The following is a 14,140-nucleotide window of genomic DNA, read 5'->3' on the forward strand; positions in this document are numbered from 1 at the left end:
ATCTTATTCAGAACAATTAGGCAGCGTCGAGAGTTAAAAATACTGAATTTAAGGTTCTTCAAATTCAGGCAAGATATCAAAACAGGCAACGACGGTAGGCGGAATCGAGCGTGGGCGTCCTGTAACAGCATCCACAAACACCCAATCCGTATAGCCAACGGCTATCGTAACATTGTCATCAAGTCGTAAAAACTTGTATCGGCGCTGGCTGCGAATTTTGCGAAAGTCACTAATCCAGGTCATCAGTCGCAGACGATTTCCCTGAAACGCTGGCTGACGATACTCAATATAGTGAGCACGGGCCACCCATGTTCCCCCTGCGTCTCTAGCCGCCTGCGTTCCACCCGTTGAACGGGAGTGACTAACGGCAACATCCTGCATCCACTTGACATAAGCAACGTTGTTGACGTGATTATTCTCATCAATCACATCAGTAGATACCACAATATCGAGATGAAAAAGTTTACCCATTCTTTTAGTTAGTTCAGCAGTTGATTTGAGCAATTGGTCGAGCAATTGGTTGAGACAACTTGCACTCACAAGGCGCTCTTTTCCTGACTCCCAGCGCAATTGCGATTAAGATCAGGGATGTTTTCAGCAGGCTGCCGTCGGCATGGCTATCGATTTTCGCAATACAAACTCTGTTTGGGCATCCATTGTAGTGGAGACCCTGGCACAGCTTGGCCTTAAAACGGCAGTTTTGTGTCCGGGTTCGCGTTCAACCCCCTTGACCGTTGCCTTTGCGCAACATCCCGGAATTGAGTCTATTCCAATTTTGGACGAACGATCTGCGGCGTTCTTTGCCTTGGGCCGGGCCCGTCAATCGCACAATCCCGTGGTAGTGGTGTGTACCTCTGGCACGGCTGGGGCAAATTTTTATTCAGCAGTGATCGAGGCTCGAGAGAGTAACATTCCACTGCTTATCTTGACCACAGATCGACCGCCAGAACTGCGCGACTGTAATGCAGGACAAACAATCGATCAGCAGAAACTTTATGGTTCCTATTCCAACTGGTACCACGAAGTTGCGTTGCCGTCATTGGAGTTTTCCCGGTTGACTTATCTGCGGCAGACCATTGTGCAAGCTTGGCAGCGAGCTGGTTCAGTCAACTCGGGAGCAGTTCATCTCAATTTTCCCTTTCGCGATCCGCTAGCTCCCGTTCCAGAAGAAGCCGCGATCGCACTTGCAGCCGAGTTCCCTATCTCTACGTTTTTTGCTCATCTCAACAGTACAGTTACGGCACAGTTGTTAGCCCCGCTGTACGCTAGTCCAACCAGTCCGACAGGGCTCTTGAATTTATTTGATCAGTGGCAAATGTGCGATCGCGGTTTGATCATTGCAGGCATTGCCCAACCTACTGATCCGGAAGCATACTGCTGTGCCATTGCTCAGTTATCTCAAATCCTTAACTGGCCGATATTAGCAGAGGGTTTATCGCCCGTACGGAACTATGCCAGTCTAAATCCCCACCTGGTTTCGACCTATGACCTTATTTTGCGTAGTTCTAAACAGGCAGAACAGCTACAGCCCCAGCAGGTGATTCGCATTGGAGAAATGCCGACTAGCAAGATTTTGCGCCAATGGCTAACTCAAGTACAGCCACTGCAGTGGGTCATTGACCCACGCGATCGCAATTTAGATCCCCTACACGGACAAACGGCCAAACTGTCGATCGCTATCGAAGCGCTGATGCAGTGGTGGACTAGCTGCACGGCTAATGTGACTGGCGTAGATACGGATTTAGCTATATCAAACGCGAGATCAACCACAGTAACGACTGGTGATGCTTCTAAATTAATCAGTACATCACAGCAATCAGAAAGAGCAGCCACCTATCTGCAGCAGTGGCAGCAAGCAGAACGTCAGCAGCGACACTATATCGACACAACGCTGACTCAAACTGATGAATGGCTGGAAAGCAAGCTGATTTGGCAATTAGCACAAGTGTTACCAACCAACACGCCCCTCTTCATCGCCAACAGTATGCCCGTGCGAGATGTGGAATGGTTTTGGCCACCTAGCGATCGCAACATTCAGCCCTACTTTAACCGGGGCACAAACGGGATTGACGGCACGCTGTCTACTGCGCTAGGGATTGCCCATCATCAACGGCCTAGCGTGTTGCTGACCGGGGATTTGGCGTTTTTACACGACACCAATGGTTTATTAATCCGACCCAAGTTCCACGGTCATCTCACGATTGTGATGATCAATAACCACGGCGGCGGCATCTTTGAAATGCTGCCGATTGCCCAGTTCGACCCACCATTTGAGGAGTTCTTTGCCACTCCTCAATCCGTCGAGCTAGAGCCTCTTTGCCAGGCTTATGGTGTTGAGTACCGATCGCTGCAAACCTGGGACGATATAAAACAGCATCTAAGCCAGCTCCCAAAGTCAGGCATTCGCTTATTGGAATTCAAGTGCGATCGCAAAACCAACCAGCAGTGGCGTCGTTCAATCTTTAGCTTTAGTGCCTAGTGGTTTGTCAACCTTGTTTTGGTGGGTTTTGATGGTTGGTATGCCTCGCTCTGCGCGGCATACCAACCATCAAAACTGATTTGACACAGCACTAGTTTTCAGCGTGCAGTAGAGGCTGTCAAAGGTTTTTAGAAGAAGTAAGGCAGGAGGGATGAAGAGCGAGGCGAGTTCCATTTTCCTCAGCACCCAATACCCAGCACTCAGTCTTCAGGACTCTTTCTTGCGTCGTTCCGGCCCAACTTAAGCGTGTTTATGACTAATATCGAGGATAAAAAAGCGTTATCTATAGCTTGAAACCCCTTATATGTATAGATTACATCCCTTTCGGCAGATCGGGGTGTCGCTTGCGTCTCGTATAATATTTACTTAAGGTTTGATCAGGTACTAAATTGTCAAAAAGCGTTCAATTTATTGATAAACTTTTTTAATTTTTTCTTAACAAATCTCAACCCACTCATTGCGGGATTCAGGCCATGAGCACAGAAACAGAAACCAACGGTAAGGCTGCCGAGCATACACAGGATTCACACGATCAGCAAGAGGAGAACATGAGCAACACCGACAGTCAGGCAATTGTTTTAAGCACCAACAGCGTCAAACTGACGACTTCCCCGTCCCTCCCGAACAATCGACCCATCACAGCCAGCGACCTACAGATTGTCGATACCCTCAACATCATGGGGCATCGCCCTGTTGTTGCCAACACATTTCAAATTGCTCATAGCGATACGCTGCCAGGACATCGCCCTGTCGCGGTTAGTACTCTCATGAGCGCAGATACCAGCAGACTGCCCGGTCATCGTCCGATCGCACCCAACGAAATCGACGATCCAGCATCTCTAATGGGTTTTCTGGACTAGAGTCTAAATCCATCACATCCGAACCCAACATTATTTTGCCGTTGTACTGTAGGGGGCATAGCACTGCTATGTCCCCTACTACGTTTTGTGAGGAACTGTGAACCTTTACCGAATTCCGAAGACAAACATCCGACAATATCGCTACACATAGAAGTGAACAATTACTTGCTGCCGTCTCATGAGAACGTTTCATCGCCCCAGGCCAGTAGAAGAAGATACCGAAACTCGGATTCTAAAAGCCGCGCAGCGTCTGTTTGCCCGCAGCGGCTTTGACGGCACGACAACTCGTGACCTAGCTCAGGCAGCAGGTGTAGCAGAAGGTACACTATTTCGACATTTTGAAAACAAAAAGGCCATTTTGGTTGAGGTCGCCACGCAGGGCTGGGTTGAAATCCTCACCGACTTACTCACCGAATTGAGCGAGATGGGCAGCTACAAAGCGGTTGCGCAAGTGATGCGCAAGCGGATGCTAAACCTGCACCAAAATGCAGATATGATGCGCGTTTGTTTCATGGAGGCTCAGTTTCACCCTGATTTGCGCGATCGCATTCAGTATGAAGTCATTGCCAAAATGACCGATGTGACGGAGGCCTTTTTTCAAACTGCCATGGATCGGGGGGTGTATCGGCAAATGAATCCGCGTACTGTAGCGCAGGTCTTCCTAGGCATGTTTACCGTTGCAGGTTTCAGCCACAACACCATTATGGCTGAGGACGCCTCGCCTCAGGCCATGCAGGCAATGGCTGAAGATTTGGCTGACATTTTCTTAAATGGAGTTCTAGCCAAAGATGCCAACAGCTAAACAATGGCTATATTCATCCAACCCGTATTTATCCCACTCGTAATAAATAACCTGCCATTTAGTGCTTCCAGTTATTGGCTGGATTGGTTAACTGTATTCGGCTATGTTGCCTTTGCTGGCTTCATTGCCTGGCGCGTTTTAATGCCCCACTCGGATGACTAGTTCGCGATGGCTCGGCTTTATATTGTCTTTACTGTGCACTTGGTCTTCAGTCCTAGCCATCGCGCCATTTTGCAGAACGCTTATTTCTGGTCGATTCAGGATTAGAAGCACTGTCCATGCTGCTACGTAAGGAATTAGTTTCAGCATTGTGTGAAGCGGTAACATCCTCAAACGCAAACTGATTTTTTCCAATGCGCTTAGCCTGATACATCTTGGAATCGGCAGTGCGCATCAGCGATTCAATGTCGGTTCCATGCAAGGGATATAGGCTAATGCCGATGCTAGCTGTCACTGAAACCCGCTGTTCTTCCAGTCCAAACGGTTGAGATAGCTTAGCGAGAATTTTTTCGGCTACTCGCTTAGCAGCATCTAAATCTGGAATACCCGGCAGCAGTACAGTGAATTCATCGCCGCCAAGCCGCGAGACAATGTCACTGCCTCTTAAGCACCCTGCCAGCCGTCCGGCAACGGCCTGAAGGAGCTGATCGCCGACATCGTGGCCGTGATGATCGTTAATCAGCTTGAATCCATCTAGATCAATAAAGAGCAGACCGATCATGCGATCGCGTTCTGTAGCCCAAACCACGCTTTCCTTAAAGCGCTCGTAGAAAAATTCGCGGTTAGGTAGGCCAGTCAGTGCATCATGATAGGCTAAGCGCCGTAGCCGCCCCTCAGCCTTGCGCAATTCAGTATTGGATCGCAGCAGTTCAGAGGCCGTCCGGCGCAGCTCTTGTTCCAGTCGTTTACGATCAGTGATGTCCCGAATCACGCCTACTAAAAACAGATTTCCAGCGCTGTCCCGATGAAGCGATCGCTTTGTAGCCGTTAGATAGGTGTGCCCGTTAGCATCGGTAAAGCTTTCCTCACTTTCCTGAGCTTCCCCCGTAGTGAACACCTGCTCATACTGCTGTTGGAAAACAAGCGCTTCGTTTTGAGGAAAAATATCAAACGGCGTTTTCTCAATCAGATAGTCAAGCGGATAACCTACAAAATTACAGTAAGCCTGATTCACTACAATCCAGCGCTGTTGCTGATCTGCTACAAAAATAGGATCAGGAATCGTATTGATAACAGAACTCAGGAATTCCTTCGATTTTTTCAGCTTTTCGGCTTGCTGCAGTTGATAAGTCTTGGTAAGCGTTGCCGTAAAAATAACGACCATCGTACAGGGTAAAATTGGCAGCCAAAGTGTGCCACCAAAAAAGGCCAGCACGCAGATTCCGCTCACCCCAACGGTTAACAACAGGGTGAAACCTGTAGATTTCAGTAGCGATCGCTGATACCAAACAATGGTTGCAGAACCATAGGCACAGGCTAGAATGAGTAGCCACGCCCAGCCTGTCGGCCAAACCCTTAGCATGGGCCGATCATCTAAAGCAGCACTAATCAGTTGACTGGTGAAATCGGCCTGTAGTTCAACTCCAGCAAACAGTCTTGACTGTTCTGTGCTGCGAGTCAGTGGTGTTCGGAAAAAGTCCTTAAGGCTAGCTGCAGTTGAACCAATGAGGACAATGCGATCGCGAAAAATGTCTGACGAGACATTCCCACGCAAGACATCACTAATAGAAACCGTCCTAATCGTTTGTCCACCTCGATAGTTAGCAAGGAGTTGATATCCCCCAGCATCAGCCGCTACATAGGCACCATCATTAGGGCGAAACCGTGTCAATACGATATCGCCCAACTGTAAGTCACCAGTCCGCTCAATCAAACTTAATTCAATTCCTTCAGGCTGAAGATAGGCTAGCGCTAATTGTAGGGATAAGCTGGCAGCCACTCCCCCCTCACCTCGACTCCAATACAGAATGTTTCGGCGGACAACGCCATCTGCATCAATAATGACGTTGTTAAACCCAACCTGCTCCTTCTCTTGCAGAAGGTTCGGCGCATCCACTCCTCTATCGTTCAAAGAATCGGGTAGAGTTTCAATGCCGTAGATATAGGGAACACGCTGAAAAAACGCGGCTAATTCAGCTTGTCCTGCACCCACAGGCAGATCGCGATAAATATCAAGACCAATTGCTCTAGGATCTGCTTGATCAATAGTTTCTAGTAGCTGTACTAGGGTTTTATCTGAGATTGGCCACTCACCGAGCTGCTCCAGATCGTCTTCGTTAATTTCAACGATTACGATACGATCATCTCGCTCTTCCACCCCACGTAGCCGAAAAAGCCGATCGAGTAAATTCCACTCTACAGCCTGCAACCATCCCGTCATACGGAGCAAGATAATACAGACGGTGACTAGAACTGCTATTTCTTCAACTCGTCGCTTCCGTTGTAAAACATGCTGAACTGAAATGCGAAGGAATTTAGCTGATCGACACCACATGCTGAGTTTCGAGAATAGAAGTTTGTTAAATCATGCTGTTAGCCAGAACTGCTGTGGATTTGTTTTAGAGTAGGGAGCAGTTAGCTTAACTAGGTATAGCAGGCATAACTGACCCCATGCCAACTCCAATAAAACATTTACATGAAATGTTTGCCGTCAGTACATAGCGATCTATCTGACTGTGTCTGGTACCGATCCGTTTCCTAACGACATCTCCGACACCGCTCTTTCAAGAAACTAAATTAGCTTGAACTTTATTTCTATAAAAACTGGAGCGTTTCTGCTCCGAAAGCTCCAGTTCTTAATCTCGATTTCTACTTCGCTTGATTTAGCTAACAGGCTTGGCTTGAAAATCACGAGGGCCAGTGTAGCCGGATAAATCGGCCAGTTCATCTAGCGTCCGCTGTCCAGGATAGAGTTCGCCATTAATTTGCCAGGTAGGATAGCTAGTAATGCCAGCTGTCTGGCACGCTTCAGCTTGCTGGCGTGGATCGTCAGGACTCGCACATTCGACGTAATTCACTGCGGTGAAGGCTTCTTGCCCGAAGAGCTGCTTTTGGTCGTAGCAGTGGGGGCACCACCAAGCACCATAGAATTGAGCGCCAGTTTCCGTGAGGTGACGAGCGAGGGCAATTTCAGCCTGCCCAGATGTGGTGGTAATAGCGGGGCCTTGTTGAGCAGACTGGTCTATTTCTGAGCCGATCGTACCAGTGCTATCAGCACTGGCAAATACGCCTAGAGCGCCCACTGAAACTAGGACGGCCACGATAATGCCCAGAAAGAATAGCTGACCTCTATCATTCCAAGTATTGCCAACTAGAGTGATAACTAGCAGCGCCACCGTCAGCAACGCCGACGTAATGCAGTAGATACAAGCGGCTTGAATCTGAAAGGCCAGCAGGTACATCAGGTAACCACTGAATACAACCATCGCTACAGCACCGATAAACAGGCCCAACCAAGTCCAATGGTTGAGCTGACGCTGGTGGTCAGGCTGTTGCTTTTCGGAGATTACCAGTGGGGCAACAGCCATTATGCCCATGCCGATGTAGGCCAATGAGCCGAAGAGGGACAGCGGTAGGCCAAATACTTCTGCGTAGGGACTGTAGAGGACTTGGTCACAAGCGCTTGTTGGGCAAGCAGCACTACCCCCCATCAATTTGGTAATAGTCAAATAGGCTGTTCCTGCAGCTCCAACCACTGCGATCGCAGCAATCAATGGACGCGCCCATTTTTGAATCCAGGTTGCTTGGCGACGGCGATTCAGACGACTCATACGTGATGTGACCTCACTAACGCAGACAACAGTAATGCAAACACAATAACGTTTATGCCCTAACTCAAGGCTGTATCGCTACAAAACATAGAGACACGAGTCCTAGTCGATCATAGCGACTTAGGACAATTTGTTGCGCTTAGCCATCATTTAGTTCCCGACCTGCTGTTCTCAAATTGTTCACGTTGTGCAGGCTGCGTTGACTCTACAGGCATAAAACTGTTGGGCATAAATATTTTCGTCTCATCACAATCGCCGTATCCCTTTATCAGCAAGACGTACAACCAAAGCAAAGAGGTTTATCTATTCTTTGCTTTTCTATTTTTTTTGTGTTTTCCGTGAAATCCCCTTATCAAAAGTACAAAAAAGTTAATATACTGTTGCTTGTACGAGTCAATAGGTAATTATCCTTATCTAAATTTACACCACCGTGTTGGTCTAGTTCGCCATAGTTACATGCTGGAATTGGTATTCAGACGCCCATCAAGATAGGTCTCTATGATTCACTGAATCATTCTGATCAGGTAAGGTATCCGCGCTAGCTACATTCGGACGCCTGTTGATCGATTCCCTACACTTCGGCCAAATCCACGACCGACAGTTATCGGCAAGATGACGACCAGCCAAAGTTGGAGTTTAGATGCATTGCTGTTGAAGTTGCATGTGAGATGAGTTGCGATGATTAGTGCCGAATTTCCTTGGTTAACGGCCATTACATTTTTTCCTCTGGTGGCCGCTTCATTCATTCCCCTGCTTCCTCGGGATGAGGGCAAAACAGTTCGCTGGTATGCACTCGCTGTAGGAGTACTTGAGTTTGCCCTAATCCTCTTCACCTTTGGGCGCTACTACGATGTCCATAATCCTGGGCTACAGCTGATTGATATCTATCCCTGGGTACCCCAGATTGGGCTGAACTGGTCGGTTGGTGTTGATGGCCTGTCGATGCCGCTGATTATTCTGACTGGCTTAATTACGACACTGAGCATTCTGGCAGCGTGGAATATTACCCACAAGGCGCGGCTATTCTTCTTCCTAATACTGGCAATGTATACGGCACAGATTGCTGTATTTGCTGCCCAGGACATCTTGCTGTTCTTTATTTCTTGGGAATTGGAACTTGTCCCGGTTTATCTGCTGATTTCAATCTGGGGCGGACAGAACAAGCTATACGCGGCAACAAAGTTTATTCTCTACACTGCGATCGCATCCATCTTCATTTTGGTCGCAGCCCTCGCAATGGCGTTCTATGGCGACAACATCACCTTCAACCTGTCTGAATTAGCCTTAAAAGACTACTCGCTGACGTTTGAACTGCTGGTCTACACAGCTCTGTTTATTGCCTTTGGCGTTAAGCTGCCCATTTTCCCCTTCCACACTTGGTTGCCCGATGCCCACAGCGAAGCTCCTGCGCCTGTTTCCATGATTCTGGCCGGAGTACTGCTGAAAATGGCGGGTTACGGATTAATCCGGATGAACATTGAAATGCTGCCGAATGCCCACGCAACGGTTGCGCCCACTCTTGCTGTTCTCGGTGCCATCAACATTGTTTACGCTTCTCTGACCGCATTTGCGCAGAAGAACCTGAAGCGCCGCATGGCTTATTCGTCCATTGCCCACATGGGATTTGTCCTAATTGGCTTGGCAGCATTCACCAGCCTTGGTATCACGGGCGCGTTGCTCCAGATGATTTCTCACGGTCTGATTGCAGCAGCTCTCTTCTTCTTGTCCGGTGTCACCTACGAACGCACCCATACTCTGCTGATGGACAAAATGGGTGGATTGGCTAAAGATATGCCGACTGTGTTTGCGCTGTTTACCGCAGGTTCCCTGGCATCTCTGGCGCTACCCGGCATGAGTGGTTTTGTTAGTGAGCTAACGGTGTTCCTCGGCTTCAGCATGAGCGATGTCTATGGCACAACGTTCCGAGCTATCGTGATTATCTTGGCTGCGATTGGAGTAGTATTGACTCCGATTTACCTGCTGTCGATGCTGCGTCAGGTATTCTACGGCAAGCATACCCTCCAGCTAGAGCTACCGTCCTTCGGTTTAGATGCCAAGCCTCGTGAAGCCTTCATCGCCCTCTGTCTGATTGTGCCGATTATTGCGATCGGAGTTTATCCTAAGCTGGCAATTCAAACTTATGAAGTCAAGACAGTTGAAGTGGCTAGTCGGGCACGAGACGTTTTGCCACTGATTGCTGAACGGCCACAGCCGCTTTACTCCCAGATTCAACGCGCGCCTGAAATTGCTATAACAGGCTCACAAGATATCATCGCTGAGACGATTGATTAGACTTAATCAAACTTTCCAAGTCTAAATTGACCTCGGAGCAGCTGGGTTTCTCAAGAACCCAGCTTTTTTGTTGATTCAACGCGGCTCATATGGTCTGACGTAATCAGTTGAGACAGCAATTTTTGAGAAGCCAAGCTGTGAATAGGTTCTCAAAAACCATCTACCTGATTCCATCTACCTGATTCCAAACTCGTAGCGCTATATTTTGTGGGACTAGTATTTTGTCAGGCTATATCATGACAGGGCTTACATGTACTTTTGTATGACCCCATCAAAGACTCAGAATGGACTCAATTCAGCTTTCCGCAATTCGAGCCTATGGCTATGTTGGATATCTGCCGGAAGAACAGGTGCTGGGGCAGTGGTTCAACGTTGATTTAACAATTTGGATTGATTTATCCCAGGCGGGAAGTAGCGATCGCATTGGGGATACGCTGGATTATCGATCGGTAATTGAGACGACTCAGCAGTTGATTCAAACGGAGCGTTGTGCACTGATAGAGTCGCTAGCCAGCAAGATTGCGAACATGGTTTTAACGACAGATGATCGGGTGACCCAAGTTCGGGTTGAGTTGAGCAAGCCGAATGCACCAATTCCCAACTTCAGCGGAGAAGTAAAAGTTGATATTATGCGTCAACGGTAAATACGTTAGCTAGCCCAAAAGGGGTTAACAAGAATAACAGCTCCATCGACGCTAGTGAATCCATATCGCCGGATGGAGCTGGAGACGCAGTTAGGAGGTATCTTGAACATTAAAATATCCGTAGAATATCAAATTTGGCAGAGTTTTTAATAAGTTCTTAATTTGGTTGACAGAATAGCCGATAAATATATCTTTTTATTAACAAACTTGTTAGCGAATCAGAGTTGTCTCAGAAGCGACTTGGGCAATGGCCATCCTAAACGAGTGGGTTGTTGATAAATCCGCTTAAGGGTGTTGATATCGCGGGCTGAAACCGGGACAGGACTACGGACTTGAGAGTAGTAGAGTGCGTCTGTATCGAGTAGACTGTGCCCCCAAATTCCCAGCGCATGACCGATTTCATGGCGAGCCGAGCCTTGTAAATGATCAGGTGATTGGTCAGGTCGGATAAAGATTTCCACGCGATGGGTGAGGACGGGTTCACCCTCTCCTGAGCGTTGCCGATACAGCGCATAACGGGTTTCGGCGGCACGACTGCGAAACTGACCTGCTGCATTAATCTGTAACGGTGGTGAGCGTCGCCAAACTTTGATGTGGGCAGCATCTGGATTGGATTCTATTTGCAGCGGGAAATAAGGTTGCCAATCTTGCACAGCCTGAATCACAGCTTCGTGCCATCGTTGCGATCGCACCTGCAATGCAGACGGGTCATCCGCTGTGATCGGCTCCACATAGACGCGAACCGGAAACTCTGACCAAATTAGGTAGCCGACTTCAAGCTGTTCAACCTGATCGAAATAATCACCGGATTGATTCGGATCTTGCCATTCTGCTAACGGATCAGGGACAGGATGAACTGCTGAGTGAGGGAGTTTTAGAGCAGGAGACGGGTTGTTTTGATCTGGATTTGCTATCTGAGCATAGGTAGGGGGAATCCAAATTGATGGTTGCTGGAAGAATGAACTGGCGAATGACACCAGGATGAGAGTTGCGATCGCACCTGCCACTAGCTTGACTTTCAACTTCCAGAATTGCTGATCTCGTCTCAATCTCATCTTGATCATTAACGGTTACAGTTTGATCCCATCTGTATTCTTGACGCTGTAAGTGCCGTAAGAGTTGCTTACTACATGGCTACTTTTAAAGGCGTTGAGTGCTGAAAAGAAACGCCTAGCCTTAAACAAAGAAGGCTCTGTCACTGATGACCAGCAACAAAGCCTCCTAGGATTTGAAATAATACCAAATTGGATGGGTGACGGTCGAAAGGGGGCGGTTAAATCCAGCCTCCACTCATAACAGCGGTCAAACCCATGAATACGATAGTCAATGTCCAAGTTGCGCGATTAAGGGTTGTTTCAGCGCTTTTGGTACTGGTGAAAAGCTGAGCTTGACCACCGATCCCGCCTAAACCGTCGCCTTTGGGACTATGGAGCAGTACGAGAATGATCAGACCCAGGGCGGACAGTCCCCAGAGAATTTGGACTACTGTTTCGAGTGACATAAGACTTGCGCCGATAAAACTTAATCTGTTTATCTATATTACTGAGATCTGGTACCGACTGGTAATGATCACTTAGATACAGCGACACTGTCGCTATATCTGAGCTGTATGCCAATTCAGCAATGTCTACTTGTGTGCCAGTGGCACACGAATGGGAGAACGGTTAGGTTTTACATCCACTTCCGCTGGCAGGATCATCGAACGACCCGTCATTTCAGGTGGCTGAGGAACCTGCAAGATGTCCAAGATGGTGGGAGCGATATCGGACAGCCGACCATCTTCGCGCAGTCGGACATCGGTGCCGTGTCCTGGAATTTTGCGGCGCTCCCCTTCAATCAAGATGAAGGGAACCGGATTCGTGGTGTGGGCTGTCCAAGGATTGCCTTGCTCATCCCACATGTACTCGGCGTTACCGTGATCGGCAATGATAATGGCCGTGCCACCGACTTGGCTAATTGACTCTAGTAATCGACCCAAGGATTTATCAACAGCTTTAATTGCTTGAACTGCCGCATCCATGACGCCCGTATGCCCAACCATATCGGGGTTGGCGTAGTTCATGACCACCAGAGAGTAAACTTGCTTTTTGATGGCTGCGATCGCAACATCCGTCACCGCCCTGGCCGACATCTCCGGTGCCCGATCATAAGTGGCAACCATTGGACTGGATACCAGTTCCCGATCCTCTCCCTTAAACGGTTCCTCTAGGCCACCATTGAAGAAGTAGGTGACATGGGCATATTTTTCAGTTTCAGCCGTCCGAAACTGACGCAAGCCCTGATTGGCAACCACCTCACCTAAGATGTTGCTCAAGTTTTGTGGCTGAAACGCCACCTGTACCGGAAAATTGGGATCGTACTGGGTAAACGTACAAAATGCTAATGGCTGAACGTATTCGCGTTCAAAGCCAGCAAAGTCGGCATCCACAAACGCTTGAGTCAACTGCCGCGCCCGATCCGGACGAAAATTGAAGAAAATGACGCCGTCATTGGGTTCAACAGCACCGGGAGCGACCCGAACGGGATCGATAAACTCATCGGTGATCTCTTGATCGTAGGAAGCCTGAATCACTTCTGTGAGTGACTGATCGACACCGCTGCCGTCTTGGGTCATAGTGCTGTAGGCTTTCTGTACCCGATCCCAGCGGCGATCGCGATCCATCGCGTAGTAACGCCCCATTAAGGTTACGATGCGACCCACGCCAATTTGGGCAACCCGCTCTTCAATGGTCTGAATGACGGCTTTTGCTTCGGTCGGTTTGGTGTCTCGACCGTCGGTGATGGCATGAATACAGATATCTGTGACGCCATGCTGCTTGGCGGCTTCCAGTAGACCAAAAAGATGCTCAACGTGGGAGTGAACCCCGCCATCAGAACACAAACCGACTAGGTGCAGTTTGCCGCCCTGCGCTTTGACAGCCTGAAAGGTTTCCAAAAGTGCAGGGTTTTGGGCGATACTGCCATCTTCAACGGCGTCTGAAATTCGAACTAGTTCCTGTGGAACAACGCGACCGGCACCAATATTAAGATGACCAACCTCAGAATTACCCATTTGGCCATCCGGTAGTCCAACATCCTTACCAGAAGTCTGAATTAGCGTATGGGGATACACTTCCCAAAGGCTATCAATAACAGGCGTATTGGCTACTGCGATCGCATTACCACTGCTATCCTCTCGGTAACCCCAGCCGTCTAGGATAACAAGTACGACTGGAGAAACAGACGCTTGTGCCATGCCTGAATGCCCTTCTGCGTTGTTTGCAATTGAATATTGATGATTTCTTCGCAATGAT

The 14,140-nt window shown here is 48.5% G+C and carries 11 protein-coding genes; 5 read left to right on the forward strand and 6 right to left on the reverse strand.

The genetic code is table 11. The features are described from left to right. Positions 1 to 48: 48 nt before the first annotated feature. On the reverse strand, positions 49 to 471 hold the full coding sequence (locus AC286M_RS28710; protein ID WP_488207635.1) for an acyl-CoA thioesterase: 423 nt from the start codon (positions 469 to 471) through the stop codon (positions 49 to 51). A gap of 142 nt (positions 472 to 613) precedes the next feature. On the opposite strand from AC286M_RS28710, the gene menD reads away from it, so the two are divergent. The 3 genes from menD to AC286M_RS28725 all read left to right on the forward strand — a co-directional run bounded on the left by menD (position 614) and on the right by AC286M_RS28725 (position 4,141). After that, positions 614 to 2,479 (forward strand): 2-succinyl-5-enolpyruvyl-6-hydroxy-3-cyclohexene-1-carboxylic-acid synthase, encoded by a 1,866-nt coding sequence (gene menD, locus AC286M_RS28715; protein WP_488207636.1) that lies wholly within the window; start codon positions 614 to 616, stop codon positions 2,477 to 2,479. Between the two features lie 473 nt (positions 2,480 to 2,952). Then, a complete protein-coding gene (locus AC286M_RS28720) occupies positions 2,953 to 3,339 on the forward strand; it encodes a hypothetical protein (protein WP_488207637.1) in 387 nt (128 codons plus the stop codon). Between the two features lie 178 nt (positions 3,340 to 3,517). Next, positions 3,518 to 4,141 carry a TetR/AcrR family transcriptional regulator gene (locus AC286M_RS28725; protein ID WP_488207638.1) on the forward strand — a complete coding sequence of 208 codons (624 nt, stop codon included), beginning with the start codon at positions 3,518 to 3,520 and terminating at the stop codon, positions 4,139 to 4,141. Positions 4,142 to 4,355: 214 nt separating this feature from the next. Here the strand turns inward: AC286M_RS28725 and AC286M_RS28730 are convergent, their stop codons facing one another. Together AC286M_RS28730 and AC286M_RS28735 are read right to left on the reverse strand one after the other, a co-directional pair. Continuing rightward, positions 4,356 to 6,635, reverse strand: a complete 2,280-nt coding sequence (locus tag AC286M_RS28730) for a CHASE2 domain-containing protein (protein ID WP_488207639.1) — start codon at positions 6,633 to 6,635, stop codon at positions 4,356 to 4,358. 328 nt (positions 6,636 to 6,963) lie between these two features. Beyond that, the gene (locus tag AC286M_RS28735; protein WP_488207640.1) at positions 6,964 to 7,911 is read right to left on the reverse strand and encodes a vitamin K epoxide reductase family protein; all 948 of its coding nucleotides are present in this window, start codon (positions 7,909 to 7,911) and stop codon (positions 6,964 to 6,966) included. 678 nt (positions 7,912 to 8,589) lie between these two features. Here AC286M_RS28735 and AC286M_RS28740 point away from each other — a divergent pair. After that, the gene (locus tag AC286M_RS28740) at positions 8,590 to 10,203 is read left to right on the forward strand and encodes an NAD(P)H-quinone oxidoreductase subunit 4 (RefSeq protein WP_488207641.1); all 1,614 of its coding nucleotides are present in this window, start codon (positions 8,590 to 8,592) and stop codon (positions 10,201 to 10,203) included. A gap of 284 nt (positions 10,204 to 10,487) precedes the next feature. Next, positions 10,488 to 10,847 carry a dihydroneopterin aldolase gene (gene folB / locus AC286M_RS28745; RefSeq protein WP_488207642.1) on the forward strand — a complete coding sequence of 120 codons (360 nt, stop codon included), beginning with the start codon at positions 10,488 to 10,490 and terminating at the stop codon, positions 10,845 to 10,847. Positions 10,848 to 11,065: 218 nt separating this feature from the next. On the opposite strand, the gene AC286M_RS28750 is transcribed toward folB, so the two are convergent. The 3 genes from AC286M_RS28750 to gpmI form a co-directional block, all read right to left on the reverse strand. Next, the gene (locus AC286M_RS28750) at positions 11,066 to 11,902 is read right to left on the reverse strand and encodes a hypothetical protein (RefSeq protein ID WP_488207643.1); all 837 of its coding nucleotides are present in this window, start codon (positions 11,900 to 11,902) and stop codon (positions 11,066 to 11,068) included. A gap of 218 nt (positions 11,903 to 12,120) precedes the next feature. After that, positions 12,121 to 12,348, reverse strand: coding sequence for a preprotein translocase subunit SecG (gene secG, locus AC286M_RS28755; protein ID WP_488207644.1), 228 nt, complete (start codon positions 12,346 to 12,348; stop codon positions 12,121 to 12,123). Positions 12,349 to 12,474: 126 nt separating this feature from the next. Next, positions 12,475 to 14,082, reverse strand: coding sequence for a 2,3-bisphosphoglycerate-independent phosphoglycerate mutase (gene gpmI / locus AC286M_RS28760; RefSeq protein WP_488207645.1), 1,608 nt, complete (start codon positions 14,080 to 14,082; stop codon positions 12,475 to 12,477). Positions 14,083 to 14,140: the final 58 nt, after the last annotated feature.

The sequence above is a fragment of the Thainema salinarum CENA647 genome (assembly GCF_057732415.1).